Here is a 15,374-nt window from a genome sequence, read left to right as displayed (position 1 = left end):
AGCCGCGAGGACGGAAGAGAGGTAGGGCTTTCGTTGTTTTAGGATGCAAGTTTTTGGGCAACTTGGTACACATGCTGTTTGATGTTAACAAGGGGATTCTACACGGCCTTTCGATAAGAAGAGGTCCGGTTAAATATACGATACAAATAAGGGCTGTCTAGTAGGCGTATTTATACGCTTTACCAGGCAGCCCTATCCAATTTCCAGCCTCTTATTTCAAAAGCCTTCCTATTCCTCGTAAATCATTTTTCTCGTCATTCCGCCGTCAATCGTCATATGTGTGCCCGTTACAAAGTCATTGCTTGGATCCGTCAAAAAAAGACATGCCCGTGCAATATCCTCTGGTTTGCCGACACGTCCCGCTGGATGCTGACTATGATCGTCAGAGCGCAGCTTGCTATAGTCTCCATTTTCAATCCAGCCCGGACAGATCGCGTTGACTGTAATTTGATCCTCACCCAGTGAGACAGCCAGTGCATGCGTAAGTGAAAGAATGCCTCCCTTTGAGGCAGCATAAGCTTCTGAATTACGCTCGGACATCAAGGCTCTAGTGGATGAAATATTTACAATAGCTCCTCCACCCGACTTACGCATGAGCTTTGCAGCCTCACGAGAGCAAACAAAAGTGCCTCTTAGATTTGTATTGATTACACTGTCCCATTCCTCAATCGACAGCTCGAGTGGTGACTTCCAAATGCCAAATCCAGCATTGTTTATAACAATATCCAATCCCTCAACCATTGTTTCTATATCCTGCAACAACTGAACAACCTCATCTGGCTTGCTCATATCTACGACAAAGGACAGGGAATCGAAGCCTAGATCCTGCAAAAGCTCCGCTGTTTCCTCCAGCCCATCCTCATTCCGATCAACAATGACCGGCAATGCACCAGCCTCGGCATACGCTTTAGCGATTACTCGTCCTATTCCTCCGCCTGCTCCTGTAACGAGCACTATTTTTTCAGCAAAATGACTATTCACTTTTTTTCCTCCGTTCTTTTATTCCTGACATGATACCATTATACTATAGGCACATCTCATTACTTAAACAGAGATAGCGAATCTAGAATCCAATCCCGTCCCAACCACTATATTTTAAGTAAAGTAGGTTTCATTAAATGACCATGAACGAACAAACCCACTACCGTTTTAGCGAGGCGCCCATTTGGGAGCTGCAGCGAGCATATTTCGAAGAACAAGGGATTAAAGCATGGCAAAATGAAGATGTCCCGCAGTACATTACGAGTAACCCTACGATTGCGCACGCTTATGCGGAAATGATATTTGGATTTCTTCAAGACAGAGCTAGAATGGGTTTTACAGTTGAACCCGTAACCATCCTTGAGCTTGGAGCTGGCTCCGGCAGACTTGCCTTTCATGTACTGAAGGAACTATGCCAGTTGATTGAGTATGCAGGCATTTCTCTCCCTACATTCCGCTATGTCATGAGTGATTTAGCTTCAAAAAACATTGCCTATTGGCAGGAGCACCGCAGCTTGAAGCCTTATGTAGAGCAAGGAATATTAGATTTTGCTGTATTTGATGCTGTACTTGATACAGAACTAAGCTTGTCACAATCCGGTGATTGCATACGTCCTGGAGATTTGAGACAGCCGCTTCTCCTTATCGCTAATTACTTTTTTGATAGTATTCCGCAAGAGCTCATATATGTGGATGAGGGCAAAATATTTGAATGCAGAGTTTCATTTCATTTTCCCGAGCAAGCTGCCAATCTCGGTGCATCCGAGGTTTTGGAGCAGCTAACGCCAGAATATCACTACCATAGAGCAGAGCATTACGAGCAAGAGAGCTACCCATATCGTCATGTTATTGATGTCTATCGAAATAAGCTTGAGGATTCCCACATCCTATTTCCTATTATCGGACTCTCATGCTTAGAGCGGCTAAATCGGCTGTCACAAGCAGGCTTTCTTCTTCTTACTGCAGACAAGGGTGATCATCGTTTGGAAAATTGGGAGTTTGCCGAGCCTCCGATGCTTATTCACCATGGAAGCTTTTCCTTAACGGCAAACTATCATGCGATTCAACATACCTTTGAGCAAAAGGGAGCGCACTCCCTCTTTAGCGCTCATCACTACAAAAACTTAAATGTAGGTTGTATCTTAATGCTGCAAGATCCTCTCCACTATACTCATACCCGCCTAGCTTATCGCAGATTTGTAGACCGCTTTGGACCAGATGATTTCTTCAGCATAAAAGAGTGGTTCGATGAGCATCTGGAACAACTGCGGCTTGCCCAAATTCTGTCCTTTTGGAGAATGGGCGGCTATGATGCACAATTATTCATCCAAAGCGCAAAGCGCATCTCTGAGCTTCTTCCAGTTAGCGGCGATGAAGAGATGGATGATATTCGGCAGGGTATAAAGCAAATGTGGGCTAGTTATTATCCTATGGAGGAGAAGCATGACATCGCTCTAGACTGTGGTAGGCTATTATTCCAAATGGATATGTTCTCAGAAGCACTCGCATATTTTGAACTTTCGCTTCAGGATTATGAAGCTGATGCCGATTTGCTATATAATATGGCGATATGCAGCTATGAAATAGCCATTGCAGATGATGCATTTGATAATGAGGATGACTACGAGGATATGGATGAGGATGCTGAAAATGAAGCCCCTATAGAAGCTGATGACGAAGCCTCCAAATATTTTTCTTCATTAATATATGCAAATAAAGCATTAGCATTGGAGCCCTCACATGAAGGCGCTTTGTCACTACTTGCGATTTTGAAAGATGACGAGGTTCTGGACGAGAACTAGAGCCTGTTCGTTAATAGTGAGATTACAGTCCTGGTTTAACGATGCGAATACCTTAACTGAATGAAGTTAGGGTACTCGCGTTTGCTGGGCTTACCGCTCCTGCTCGGTTTTTCCGTTCCACGCTTCGGCTGGTTTGTTTCGTTTAACACTACTGCTCAAGTGTTTCGTTCCCCGCTCCTGCTCGGTTGTTTCGCTCTACTTTCCTGCTCTGTTCTTTCCATCCACACTACTGCTCGGTTGTTTCGCTACCTGCTTCTTCAGCTGCGTTGTTTCGTTCTACATCTCTGCTGGGGTGCTTCGTTCTATGCTTCCATTCACCGCTTCTGCTCGGTTGTTTCGTTCCCTGCTTCTACTGGTTCGTTTATTTCCACACTTCTGCTGATTTGTTTCGTTCTACGTTTCTGCTCGGTTGTTTCGTTCCACACTCCTGCTTGGTTGTTTCGCTACCTGCTTCTTCAGCTGCGTTGTTTCGTTCTACATCTCTGCTGGGGTGCTTCGTCCTATGCTTCCGCTTGGTTGTTTCGTTCCCTGCTTCTACTGGTTCGTTTCGTTCCACACTTCTGCTGGTTTGTTTCGTCCTACGTTTCTGTTCGGTTCTTTCGTTCCATGCTCCTGCTCGGTTCTTTCGTTCCACGCTCCTGCTCGGTTCTTTCGTCCTACGTTTCTACTAGGTTCTTTCGTTCCACGTTCCTGCTCCGTTCTTTCGTTCCTCACTTCTGCTGATTTGTTTCGATCCCCGCTTCTTCTGGTTTGTTTCGTTCCCCGTTTCTGCTCGGTTTGTTACGTTCTACGTTTCTGCTCGGTTGCTTCATTCACCGTTTCTGATGCTTGATTCGTTTTCTATCTTCATTACTCAAACCTTGATTCAATTCTAATACGTACTATAGTCATACCACCATTTAGCTTCATTAATTGAAACTAAAGACCCAAAAAAACTAGAAAAGCAGCTGTTAGTTTCAATTTCTGATCTTAAAGCATCTAAGTTGCTCCTAGTTTATTAAACAATGCCCGTCTAATTTCAATTTCTGAAACTCGCACGTTATATTAACCAATCTTTAATGAAATAACATCAAATAATGATGTTAATTCCACTCTAATCCCAATCAATTCCCCCACTCAGTACAAACAATCCTGTTCCACTAACCCTGAGTTACACTACTGTGACCGAACCGTGACAAATCAGTAAACAATAGGATCAGCAACTGTGATTTTTTTCACAATAACCCTTGTGTATTCAATCCACAGAGTATATCATAATAAATAAGAAGTGAATGTGATTTATTTCACATAGGTTGAGTTATAAATCTTAATTGTTTGTTTTCTACGTCCTACCGATCATTCATTTTTCATGATCAACCGTTTATTTTTCATAGCTCATTTATGAAAGCTGATTCTCTATTATCACTGATTGGTTTAACGTATTTCCTTCAGTTTTTCGTTAAGTTTTTCTTTAACGTATTTCCTTCAGTTTTTCGTTAAGTTTTTCGTTAACGTATTTCCTTCGGTTATTCGTTAAGTTTTTCATTCGGTTCAGTTTTTCGTTCAGTATTAATTTGCATTCCCTTCAGCACCCTGTTATCACTTGTCGATTTAATTTGTATCTAGCTTCATCGCGGTACAGTCGTTTAATTTTTTGAAAGTTACTCGCATTATAGTTTGTGAATTAATTCACTTAATCACACGGTAGGGAGCAGCTGCCCCAAACAGCTAAAAGCTCTTTGCTTAACTTACAGGAGGCGCTCAAAATGACAATGAAAATAGCTGTTATAGGTTGTACTCATGCTGGAACTGCTGCAATTAAAGAGATAGCAAAACAATATCCGGATGCTCAAATTACGGTTTATGAACGAAATGATAATATCTCGTTTCTGTCGTGCGGTATAGCACTGCATGTCGGCGGTGTTGTGAAGAACGCAGAGCAGTTATTCTATGCTACTCCCGATGAGCTGGCTGAGCTTGGCGTAAAGACAAACATGCGCCATGATGTGCTGGACATTGATACCGATGCGAAGACACTTCTCGTCCGCAACCTCGCAACGGGTGAACAATTTACGGATACCTTCGATAAACTTGTCCTAACGACCGGCTCATGGCCGATCATTCCTCAAATGGACGGCATCGATCTTGAAAATATTTTGCTATGCAAAAACTATGCACACTCGAAAACGATTATTGAAAAAGCCAAAGGAGCGAATCGCATCGCAGTTATTGGTGCAGGCTATATCGGAATAGAACTCGTAGAAGCCTTCGAACAGCTTGGCAAGCAAGTCACATTAATTGACAATATGGAACGCATTTTATATAAATATTTGGATCGTGAGTTTACTGATTTGACTGAACAGGCACTACTCGACAAGGGAATCACGATCGCAACTGGTCAGACAGTTACTTCATTCGCTGGCAGCGAGGGTCGTGTAACAACAGTCATTACGACCGAAGGCGAATATGAAGCTGATCTCGTTGTTCTCTGCATAGGCTTCCGTCCTAATACGGAGCTGCTTAAAGGTCAGGTCGATATGCTTCCAAATGGAGCAATTATCGTGGATGAATATATGAGAACCAGTAAGCCGGATATCTTTGCTGCAGGTGACAGTTGTGCGGTTCATTATAATCCAACTGGTCAAAATGCTTACATCCCGCTCGCAACAAACGCTGTTCGAATGGGCACACTCGTAGCCAAAAACCTACTTAAACCGACTGTCAGATATTTAGGTACGCAAGGAACTTCGGGCATAAAAATCTATGACTACAATATAGCATCGACTGGTTTAAACGAAACTGCTGCATTAGCCGCAGGAATGAATGTGAAAAGTATCACAATCAAAGATAATTATCGTCCAGAGTTTATGCCTACCTTTGAGCAGGTCATATTAAAGGTTGTCTATGAGGCAGAAACGCGCAGAATTATTGGCGCTCAAGTGTTATCGAAGGTTGATATGACTCAGTCGATCAATACGCTCTCGGTCTGCATTCAGAACAGCATGACGATGGAGGAACTAAGCTTTGTTGATTTCTTCTTCCAGCCGCATTACAACAAGCCTTGGAACCTGCTGAACCAAGCTGGGCTTCAAGCGATTTAATAACTATTTCCGATAGAATATGTCCCTTGATCAAAAATCTTGCTCTCTCATAAATAAACAAAAAGCCAGCGTCTAAGCGCTGGCTTTTTGACTCGAGGTCTTATCCTCAATCCTACTGCGTATCAGCAGGAGGTGTTCCGAAATCCGGAAGCTCATCACTCCATGTAAATACTTTAGCACGCGCATGACGGTTCGGATCAAATAGAGGGTCCCCTATAATTTCCTTGTAGCTGCGAGCGTGATAGATCAAAATATCCTGCTCTCCATCTTCAGATACCGTGAAGCTATTATGTCCAGGCCCGTATTGACTGTTTTCCGGACAGCTTGTGAAGACCGGAGTCTGTGACTTTACCCATGATTTCGGATCAAGCAAATCAGCCGTCTCCGAAGCAATGAGCAAGCCCATTGCATAGTTATGGTCGGTCGCGCTGCCGGAATAGGTCATATAAATTTTCCCGTTTCGCTTCAGCACTGCTGCACCTTCGTTAACCATGTAGCCAATGTTTTCCCAATCAAACTCCGGTTTTGTAATGAGCACCTGCTTGCTTTTCAGCGTCCACGGATTGCTCATTGAGGCGATATATAAATTCGAATTTCCTTTAATCGCAGGGTCTTGCTGCGCCCATACCAAATACTGCTCACCTTCATGCTCAAAGCTTGTGGCATCCAGGGAGAAGGAATCCCAATCCGTAATAATTTGCCCCTTCTCTTCCCACTGTCCTTCAAGCGGATTTGCAGAAGCATTCTCGATTACATACATCCGGTGTGTGAATGGCGAATCACTTCTACCCGCAGCGAAGTATACATACCATTTTCCACCGACAAAATGGAGCTCTGGCGCCCAGATATTTTTGCTCATTGGACCAGTCTCATGCTGATGCCATACAATGATCTTTTCCGCATCTGTAAGTCCTGCTATCGTTTTGGATCTTCTAATCTCAATACAATCGTACGCTGGTACGGAACCTGTAAAATAATAATAGCCGTCTGTATGCTTATACACCCAAGGATCGGCCCTTTGCTCTACTAATGGATTACGCAGTCCTGTCTGCGAATGCATGGATGTCTGTGTGTTCATGGTTACTCTCAATCCTCCAAATAAATATTCTATATAGTTTTCTTATTTTAAAAATCCAAGCTAAAATGAATAAAATGTGTTCCGATAAAATGATTTGGCAATCCAACTGTTTCCATATAAAATGTAAATAGCAATCAAAAGATAGCGCTTTAATTATCAAGCTAGCTTCTTTTCTTTTCATTTCCTATAAATTGTAGTCATGTAAAACTAATCGAGCGGAGTGAAAGCATGAAGATTGATATTTCAGATACCCATTTACCTATTTATGAGGCACTAGCCAGTGATGTTAGGTTGAAAATCATTCAACTGCTCGCACAGCAAGAGATGAATATTAAGGATCTCGCACAAGCATTAGAATTAAGCAGTCCCATTATGACGATGCATGTCAAAAAGCTGGAAAAGGCTGGTTTAATCAGCTCAGAAATGGTCGCCAGCAGCGGTGGTACCAAAAAAATGTGCAAGTTGATAACCGATTCGATTCTCATTGACTTTCCATCCAAATCACGGCCAGCTCTTCGCACTTATCATGAATCCATCATATCTGTCGGACATTATACAGATTTCGAAATTGAACCGACTTGCGGACTTGCCACTACCGCAAAGGTTATCGGCATGTTCGATGAACCGCGCTTTTTTCTAGATGGGGATCGTATTCATGCGAAAATATTATGGTTCAGCAGCGGCTTCATAGAATATAAGGTCGCTAACTTTTTATTGAAGGTTGAAAAACCAACAGAGCTTGAGATTTCCTTCGAAATCTCATCCGAGGCCCCTTTTGCCAACGAAAACTGGCCATCCGACATTTCGTTCTATTTGAACGGTACAAAAGTCGGCATTTGGACAAGTCCCGGAGACTTCGGCGGCAAACGCGGAAAGTTCACGCCCGACTGGTGGTGGGATGAGATTAACCAGTACGGTTTACTGAAAGTACTGAAGATTACGAATAATGGAACCTTCATCGACGGTCAGAAAATTTCCGAGGTGACCCTAGATCAAGTTGATATATTGAAAAAACAATGGAAATTCCGAATCGCCGTTGAGGAAGACGCCGAGAATGTTGGCGGTGTCACCCTATTTGGTTCCGGATTTGGAAACTATAATCAAGATATTATTTTCAAGCTGTATTATGAAAGAATTGAGTAGAGGATACAGACATAGCCGTATCTCTCTTATCTCGCTTCCTCATTTGGACTTCAGACGATAGATAGTAATCGATTCTTTTGGAAGCTGAAGCTCAAAATGATTCGATAATCCATCAACAACTTGCTCCGTTGGCTTCACAGCTGTAGGCTCTGCAAACGAATTTTCCGCACTTGCGTCTCCTTGAAGAGACAGCTTCGTTCCTTGCAGAGCCGAGGTTATCCCATCCAGCTGAACAGTCACAAGCAGATCATGCTTAGCTGCATTGACGACCTTCAAAATCAAGTCTCCACTTTCCTGATCCTTGCCCGCTATGAAATAAAAAGGCTTCTCAATCTGTGTTCCACCGCGGCCGGCTTCGTAGAATTCACCATTTCGCAAACCAACCTTAGCTGGCAGCACACTGGTTGCAACATGATTGCCGAACATTTGCTGCACATAATAATTCGGAGTGCCGTATACCTCCGAGTTATTGAACCAGATCAAGTCAGGCGCCCATTGACTATACCCCTCTTTACCAAACAAAGGAGCGTATGATGCCATCGCCACCACATCAGAATTACGTTCAAGACCGATCATATATGCCGCTTCTGCAAGCGCCGAACTGAAATTATTAGCCCTTTTGCCGTTATGGGCTGCATATTCCCCAACAAACACACGCGGACCATTACGATCATAATTGTCATATCGATTCGAGTTGTTTAGAAACCAATCAGGATTCATATAGTAGTGCTCATCTACGATATCAGTAGGCTGGGTTTGCTGCCAGCGCCATGCATCATCAAAGATCGCACCTGCTGGTGACGGTCCTGCTGAAGCAATCAGTTCTATATCGGGATAACGCTCTTTTATAGCCGCTTGAAACTGTTCGAATCTAGTAAAATAATTTACTCCCCAATGCTCATTTCCGATTGCTAGATACTGAAGTCCAAATGGCTCAGCGTGGCCGTTTTTCGCTCGCTTTGCTCCCCATTCGGTTGCAACGGAACCATTCGCATATTCAATGAGATCAAGCGCATCTTTGATATAAGAGTCCAATTCATCCATGGAAGCTACATCAGATTGACGGAATTGGTCACCCATTCCAGCATTAACGACAGGCAGCGGTTCTGCTCCCAAATCCTCACTTAGCTGAAAATACTCATGAAAACCAAGTCCGTAGCTTTGATAATACGGCGTTGTTAGCGCGCCGCCGCCCCACATATTTGAATTTTGTTTTCTCTCTGCAGGATCCCCGATAGAATCCTTCCAGTTATAACGATTGTCGATACCGTCTCCACCAACAATACTGCCGCCTGGAAACCGGATAAAAGATGGTTGCAAGTCTGCAAGCATTTGAACAAGATCTGCGCGAAGACCGCCTGGCCTATTCATCCACGTTGACTGCGGGAACAAGGAGATCATATCAACATCAATCTCACCAACACCTGTAGCACTCACAACAAGTCGTCCATTCAACGCATCCGCTGAAGCCGTTATCGTTGCAGACAGCTTATTGAAGTCCGTTCCGACACCAGTTACCGATGCTTCACCTAGATGAACACCGCCTTCACCCTCCAAATAAATACGAAGATTAGGCACGGTTCCACTGACACTTCTGGCATATAGGGAGAAATCATAGGTCTCGCCCTGCTTCAGTGCCAAACCGCCAAAACCACTATTAACGATAGCGAACTCATCACCTTTTGCCGGTGCGTTTACCTTCATCGTTAAGTAATGGGGATTATTAGGATAAAGTGATGCCTTATCGCGAACCTCTATCGTCCCTTCGCCTCCGCCAGTAATATGCGTAGTCCAATTCCAGAGGGCGTTCGAAAATTCGAATGATCGGTTTTCAACCAGTTCCGCATATACACCGCCATCACCAGCAAAGTTAATATCCTCGAAGAAAATACCGTACAAAGTATCGCTTACCGGAGCGCCGAATCCATCTGCATCAACCGCAATGTCATAATCTGCAGCTCCTTCTTCCCATACCTGTAGCGGAATAGATTTCTCTCCAGATCTTTTCCCTTTACTAAACTTAGCGGTTACGTTTACCGTCTGGTCACCTGCTCCGCTCGCTGGTCTCTTAACGACGCCTTCCTCGTTAACCGTGTCCGTGTTATCGGAAGTCCACGAAATGGTTGAGCCGCCTGGGCCAACCTTTGGCAGCGTCAACGAAGCTACAACCCGATCACTATCATCAATTGAAAGCCAATCAGCTGCGAAAGCGATAATTTCCTCATCACTCATACCATCCGCCAACTGATCTGCGATCTCATCGGCCGATAGTACTCGGTTATACAACCGCACTTCATCCACTTGACCTGTTAAATATGGATCGACGTCAAATTGCGATTTTCCGATAAAATTGCCAGTCGTACCCGCCAAATCACTTGGCTTAATCGACAGCTCTTCATTTCGGGCAACCTCATGTCCATTCAAATACAAAATGCCTGCATTGCCCGACCATGCAAAGGCTACATGCGTCCAGCTACCCTCTGGAAACTCAACGGCGCTGTCAATGAACTGTTCGCCTCCGCCGTTTTTGATTGCCACTTTCATCTTGCCGGTTTCCGACATAGGTGTTAGAAATAGATAGCGATCTGTACCATTGCCAAAATCGAATATGCGCTGCCACGTACGAAGATCATGCAGATTCACCCATGCGGATAATGTTAGCTCATCTAATCCATTCAGAACGGCGGTCGGCATTTCAGCGTAGGCATTAATCCCATCCAGCTCATATCCACCGCCGAATCTGCCTTCGCTTACAAGCAATCCGCCATTCAATATTGCTGGATTGTCATTTCCCGTCATATCCATCGCTTCGCCGGAAGTTGGATTCGATTTCCCCAGCTCCTCACCGTCAAAGGAATATCGAAGCACTAGCGATTCAGCAGCTGCTGAATTCAACTGGTCAGCTTCATCTTTCTCTTTCTGCGGTTTTGTGAGAAGCAGCAGCCAGACGGCTGCCCCAACTACAAGGAGAGCGATTAAGACATAGAGCATAGCTAAACGTTTATGTTTCAAGCTGCACCTCTTTCTTCAAAGCAAGGCGCATCCATCTGCTATTCACCTGCGATACCGGAACGCTCTACGCTTTCTACAAAATAACGCTGAGTGAACATATACAGGATAAGCACAGGCAAAATCGTCAGCATAACGCCCGCCATAACTTGGTTTTGAAGCGTTGGCGCCATCCCAAGCGTTCCAGCCGATACGGAGCTGGACGCTTGCTGCAAATCTAAATTCGCATTACCGTTGAAGAAGGCCATATTTTGAGCTAAGTTAAAATACTCTGGAACGAGCAAATACATATTAGGCTCAAACAAGTCATTCCAATGCCAGACGACCGAGAATAAGAAGACGACCAGCATAGCAGGCTTGGCAAGCGGAAACATGATACTCCAATATGTGCGGAATGCGCCCGCGCCATCGATGCGCGCTGCTTCCTCAAGCACATTTGGAAGAGTACGATAAAATTGAATGAAAATAAGAACGAATAACGAGCCCTTCAGACCATGTCCCAGCAGCGCCGGCACGACAAATGGCAAATGTGTATTTACCCAGCCAATATCAAGGAAAAACTTGAATAATGGCACGACGATAGTCTGAGGCGGAACAAGAAATGTAAATACGACTAGGGCTAGAAAAAGAGCTTGCCCCGGAAAGCGAAAGCGTGCAAAGCCGTAACCGACTATGGAGCAGCTGACCACTTGAAGCATCGCGCTTCCGAATGAAATAATCGTACTATTCAGCAGTCCCGGCCAAAAATTGATTTGATCCATCGCGATGGAATAGTTTCGCAAGCTGAATTGCTTAGGAATCCATTGAATGGTCGCATCTGCTACATCCTCAGGCCTCATGAGCGATTTGGAAACCATGTAAAGCAGCGGAAAAACGAATACGAATGCCAAGCTAAGGATTACCAGATAAAAGAAGATGCTTCCGATAATACCCCTTCCTCGCTTAACCCATGTTACTTTCCAAGCCGCCTCTGCCTTGCCTTGCAGATCGGTATATTTTTGTTGAACGCCACTTGTTGAATTCATAGCCTCTACCCCCTGCCTTCGGTCGCTGATAAGCTTCTGCGGAAGAATAAGAAGACTATCGCAAGCACAATCGATATGACAACAAAATAAATCCAGCCCAGTGCAGAACCGTACGCGTAGTTATTGGAGTTAAATACAGTTTTGATGATGTAGTCCATAACTAGGTTATCTGTCTTTGTGAAGGAATTAACGATACTGAAGAGCGTATTTACAAATAACATGGGCATAATCATCGGGAATGTAATTTTCCAGAAGCTCTCCCATTTTGTTGCTCCGTCACATCTTGCCGCTTCATATAGCGACGGTGATATCGTCTGCAAGCCTGCAATAAATATTAGAATTTGCACGCCTGAATCCCACATGACCATCGTCAGTGACTCAGCATACATCAGAACATCCTCAAGAAGATCTTCCGGAATGAACATGCTCAGCTTGCCGAATAGATCATTTTGAGCAAAGATCGGCAGATTTGCCGCTCCTTGCTCCAGCAACTCACGTAAAATCGCGCCTGATGCGATGATTACCGGCAAGAAGAATATGCCGCGAAACAGCGTTCTGCCACGAAAATTACGATTAAGCAGCAATGCGCTTATCATGGAGAAGATAAGAATAAGCGGAACCTGCGTCACCATTGACGTTAATGTCTCTTTCAATAAAGGGAAGAAGTCAATATCTGTTGTAAACGCTGCACGATAATGCTCTAAGCCTGCATATGTGGCCTGAAGGCCCTCTTTGGAGCCTTCCAGGTTATTTACTGAATAATAGAGAGACATACCTAATGGAATTACCATGAATACTAAGAAACCAACGAGCCAGATGGAAATGAACGAATAACCTTCAAGGATGTGACGGCCTCTCATGGAGAGTCCAAATTTTTTGCCCATGTTCATTTCCCTCCATTCTGCATAACGTAACCTGCTGCTGGTACAGAGACGCCGTCAACAGCAGCTGCTGCTGCTCCATAATTGACGATAACCTTCGTTCCGTTCGCATAGGTTGTGCGGAATACGTTATTTCCAAGTATTTCATGATCCGTAATGGATTGATTCATAATCGCTGTATAGATCTCTTGAAGTCCCTCATACTGCTTAACCGTTACATCAATCCATGATGTATATTGCGAGCTCCACAAGCGATCCTCCATCGTTCTTTGAAGATTCGAAGTCGCCTCATAAGTCAATTCAAGACTTGGCAATGCACCATACTCAACCATACGAAGCAGCTCATTTTGAGAATCATTTTGTAGATTAATAGGAGAAGCAGAGTAAGGAACTAGACCGTGCAGCGCAATTTGATAGAAAGGAACAGTCTCATCATTATAGATAAAATGACTAGAATCCATCGGTGCATTACTTATGCCGTCAACATGACCAAGCATATAAGCAAAGCCGTAATCAACGGACGCGCTTCCCGTTGCCTCTTTTATTGCATCTGTAGCGCCTACCCATGCAGCTGCGGTTTCATCACGCGTTGTAGGTGACTTCTTATCGAGGTCAGAGTACAGCGTTTCGCCCCAATAAGCTAAATGCACACCGGAGATACCCAGCTTCGCATAATCCTTCAGCTCTTTGTTCAAGTGCTTGCTGATGACGCGCTCAGGCTTCATCCAATAATACATACGATAGTCATCATTCCATCTGCCGCCAAGCGTATAATCCGTACTTACAGCAACTTCACGATCCATGCCGCGAATGGCGTCTTTCTTCTTTTTCATGCCGTCGCTTTCATTGAAGATTCGCGCATAGTTAGCTTCCAAATAAAGCGACACACCTTTATTTGCGGCATATGCAGCGAGCTCTTTCAGGTCCTTGGCCCCGCCTAGCTTCTTCTCGACCGGAAAATGATCAGGCTGATCGCCGTACAAGCCGCCATCTGACCAACCAGTGAACGTAAGCTCAAGGTTTTTGATTCCTTTTTCCTGAAAAGCATCAATGATTTCTTGCGCTTGATCGAAGGTAGTCATGGATATAAATGTTTTCCCAAGCACTTCGTCACGTAAAATACCGCCTAGCAGCTTTACCTTAACTGGGACCGTATCCTGCGTGATTGGCTTAACGCCTTGCTCGGTTTGCAAGTAGTTTCCATACGCTTGCGCCATACCTACGTAATCTGCTTGCTCATCCTGCAGCAATAAATAACGTGTCTGACGATCACCCTTTATCCAATCTCCTTGGAAGAATGGAATCTCGCCCGATGTTCCAATAAAGATGACATCATTCCAACGATATACAAATTCAGTAGATGTTCGATAGTAAGAAATAGCACGAATACCTGAAGGCGTACCGTTTATTTTGGCATCGTATTGCCCCTCCGTAACGATACCAAGCGAGCCTACGCCATTGCGGTAGTTACCGAATACCGGCAGTGCAATTTTCTCTTTTGGAGCCAGACGCTGTCTCCATACCTCATCGTATATCTTATTATTTTGCGAAACATAAACAGGATCTGCTCCATAAATCATTTCTGAATAGCCGGAGAAATACTGTGGATGGCTAGTTGTGTATTTCATTAGCGCACCAGAGCCGTCTGGCAAGAAAATAGCTCCTTCATCCGTTTCCTCAGCTGCATTCCAGAAAGGAAGCGGTTCAATGCTTACGAATTTCGCTTTGCCAGATTCCTTAATCGAATCTTGCGGAATCGTGATTTCAAACCCATCTGCCTTCAATCGATATTCGATTGCGAACTCGAGCTCTTCCTTAACGAATAGGAACGTTACCTTTGCACCATTCTCGATCGTCTCGATTTTGAGCTTGTTTTCCTTATCCTTTGACAAATAAGTCTGTACGGTATCTGAGCCCTCGGTATACTTTACATGAACGGCAGCGTCCATGTATTTCTTATTGTTGGGCATTGTCGTACGAGGAAGCCGCGGTGTACCCAGCCACTCTTTCCCTGTTTTCTTATCCACAAGCCGAATGTTTCCGGTTTTGTCATCGATATACATGGTATAGCTGTCATTTGCCGCAATTTCCTTCACTGCAGATACGTCATACAGTTTTACCTCTTCCTGATCCCCTGCACCTTCAGCAGCTGAATCCTCAGTCTCTGCAACGACTGCCTCATCCGCTTGCTCCACTTCCGCAGCCGTTGTCTCCGTATCGGGAGCGGCATCATCGCTGCTCTCTGTCGTGCTGATGTCCGTATCTTTCTCCGCTAGCACTAGGATGCTGCCTTCCCCGGTCCCGAAGTGAGGGAATATGCTGACAACGAGCAGCAAAGCCGCGATAATTAGCCATTTCCGTTGTTTCCTCATCTC

11 protein-coding genes are annotated in these 15,374 nt (G+C 44.4%); 3 read left to right on the top strand and 8 right to left on the bottom strand.

All coding sequences use genetic code 11. From position 1 onward, the window contains the following. Window positions 1-228: 228 nt before the first annotated feature. Window positions 229-981, bottom strand: a complete 753-nt coding sequence (locus tag AC0YOD_RS22700) for an SDR family NAD(P)-dependent oxidoreductase (protein ID WP_475801609.1) — start codon at window positions 979-981, stop codon at window positions 229-231. A 137-nt stretch (window positions 982-1,118) separates the two neighbouring features. Here AC0YOD_RS22700 and AC0YOD_RS22695 point away from each other — a divergent pair, with 137 nt between their 5' ends. Beyond that, window positions 1,119-2,783: an SAM-dependent methyltransferase gene (locus AC0YOD_RS22695; RefSeq protein WP_475801608.1), complete on the top strand. Its 1,665-nt coding sequence runs from the start codon at window positions 1,119-1,121 to the stop codon at window positions 2,781-2,783. A gap of 361 nt (window positions 2,784-3,144) precedes the next feature. On the opposite strand, the gene AC0YOD_RS22690 is transcribed toward AC0YOD_RS22695, so the two are convergent. Further along, on the bottom strand, window positions 3,145-3,339 hold the full coding sequence (locus AC0YOD_RS22690) for a hypothetical protein (protein ID WP_475801607.1): 195 nt from the start codon (window positions 3,337-3,339) through the stop codon (window positions 3,145-3,147). Then, a complete protein-coding gene (locus AC0YOD_RS22685; RefSeq protein ID WP_475801606.1) occupies window positions 3,318-3,497 on the bottom strand; it encodes a hypothetical protein in 180 nt (59 codons plus the stop codon). Before AC0YOD_RS22685 ends, AC0YOD_RS22690 begins: the two co-directional genes overlap by 22 nt. A gap of 1,037 nt (window positions 3,498-4,534) precedes the next feature. Here AC0YOD_RS22685 and AC0YOD_RS22680 point away from each other — a divergent pair. Continuing rightward, window positions 4,535-5,863: an FAD-dependent oxidoreductase gene (locus AC0YOD_RS22680; protein ID WP_475801751.1), complete on the top strand. Its 1,329-nt coding sequence runs from the start codon at window positions 4,535-4,537 to the stop codon at window positions 5,861-5,863. Window positions 5,864-5,975: 112 nt separating this feature from the next. On the opposite strand, the gene AC0YOD_RS22675 is transcribed toward AC0YOD_RS22680, so the two are convergent. Next, window positions 5,976-6,941 carry a glycoside hydrolase family 43 protein gene (locus AC0YOD_RS22675; protein WP_475801605.1) on the bottom strand — a complete coding sequence of 322 codons (966 nt, stop codon included), beginning with the start codon at window positions 6,939-6,941 and terminating at the stop codon, window positions 5,976-5,978. A 228-nt stretch (window positions 6,942-7,169) separates the two neighbouring features. On the opposite strand from AC0YOD_RS22675, the gene AC0YOD_RS22670 reads away from it, so the two are divergent. Next, window positions 7,170-8,084: an ArsR/SmtB family transcription factor gene (locus AC0YOD_RS22670; RefSeq protein WP_475801604.1), complete on the top strand. Its 915-nt coding sequence runs from the start codon at window positions 7,170-7,172 to the stop codon at window positions 8,082-8,084. A 39-nt stretch (window positions 8,085-8,123) separates the two neighbouring features. On the opposite strand, the gene AC0YOD_RS22665 is transcribed toward AC0YOD_RS22670, so the two are convergent. Genes AC0YOD_RS22665 through AC0YOD_RS22650 form a run of 4 tightly spaced genes read right to left on the bottom strand, consistent with a single transcriptional unit; the run spans window position 8,124 to window position 15,371 of the window. Then, the gene (locus AC0YOD_RS22665; protein WP_475801603.1) at window positions 8,124-11,096 is read right to left on the bottom strand and encodes an alpha-L-arabinofuranosidase C-terminal domain-containing protein; all 2,973 of its coding nucleotides are present in this window, start codon (window positions 11,094-11,096) and stop codon (window positions 8,124-8,126) included. Between the two features lie 38 nt (window positions 11,097-11,134). Next, window positions 11,135-12,118: a carbohydrate ABC transporter permease gene (locus AC0YOD_RS22660; protein ID WP_475801602.1), complete on the bottom strand. Its 984-nt coding sequence runs from the start codon at window positions 12,116-12,118 to the stop codon at window positions 11,135-11,137. Between the two features lie 5 nt (window positions 12,119-12,123). After that, the gene (locus tag AC0YOD_RS22655; protein ID WP_475801601.1) at window positions 12,124-13,002 is read right to left on the bottom strand and encodes a carbohydrate ABC transporter permease; all 879 of its coding nucleotides are present in this window, start codon (window positions 13,000-13,002) and stop codon (window positions 12,124-12,126) included. 2 nt (window positions 13,003-13,004) lie between these two features. Beyond that, window positions 13,005-15,371, bottom strand: a complete 2,367-nt coding sequence (locus tag AC0YOD_RS22650) for a DUF5696 domain-containing protein (protein ID WP_475801600.1) — start codon at window positions 15,369-15,371, stop codon at window positions 13,005-13,007. Window positions 15,372-15,374 lie beyond the last annotated feature (3 nt).

The sequence above is a fragment of the Paenibacillus sp. J31P13 genome, from assembly GCF_056269295.1.
This window is presented reverse-complemented; position numbering and strand designations above follow the sequence as displayed.

Bases quoted from the DNA above. Each gene is read 5' to 3' on its own strand.
- AC0YOD_RS22670 (WP_475801604.1), top strand. From the start codon at position 7,170: ATGAAGATTGATATTTCAGATACCCATTTACCTATTTATGAGGCACTA.
- AC0YOD_RS22680 (WP_475801751.1), top strand. From the start codon at position 4,535: ATGAAAATAGCTGTTATAGGTTGTACTCATGCTGGAACTGCTGCAATT.
- AC0YOD_RS22695 (WP_475801608.1), top strand. From the start codon at position 1,119: ATGACCATGAACGAACAAACCCACTACCGTTTTAGCGAGGCGCCCATT.
- AC0YOD_RS22660 (WP_475801602.1), bottom strand. From the start codon at position 12,118: ATGAATTCAACAAGTGGCGTTCAACAAAAATATACCGATCTGCAAGGC.
- AC0YOD_RS22655 (WP_475801601.1), bottom strand. From the start codon at position 13,002: ATGGGCAAAAAATTTGGACTCTCCATGAGAGGCCGTCACATCCTTGAA.
- AC0YOD_RS22675 (WP_475801605.1), bottom strand. From the start codon at position 6,941: ATGAACACACAGACATCCATGCATTCGCAGACAGGACTGCGTAATCCA.
- AC0YOD_RS22650 (WP_475801600.1), bottom strand. From the start codon at position 15,371: ATGAGGAAACAACGGAAATGGCTAATTATCGCGGCTTTGCTGCTCGTT.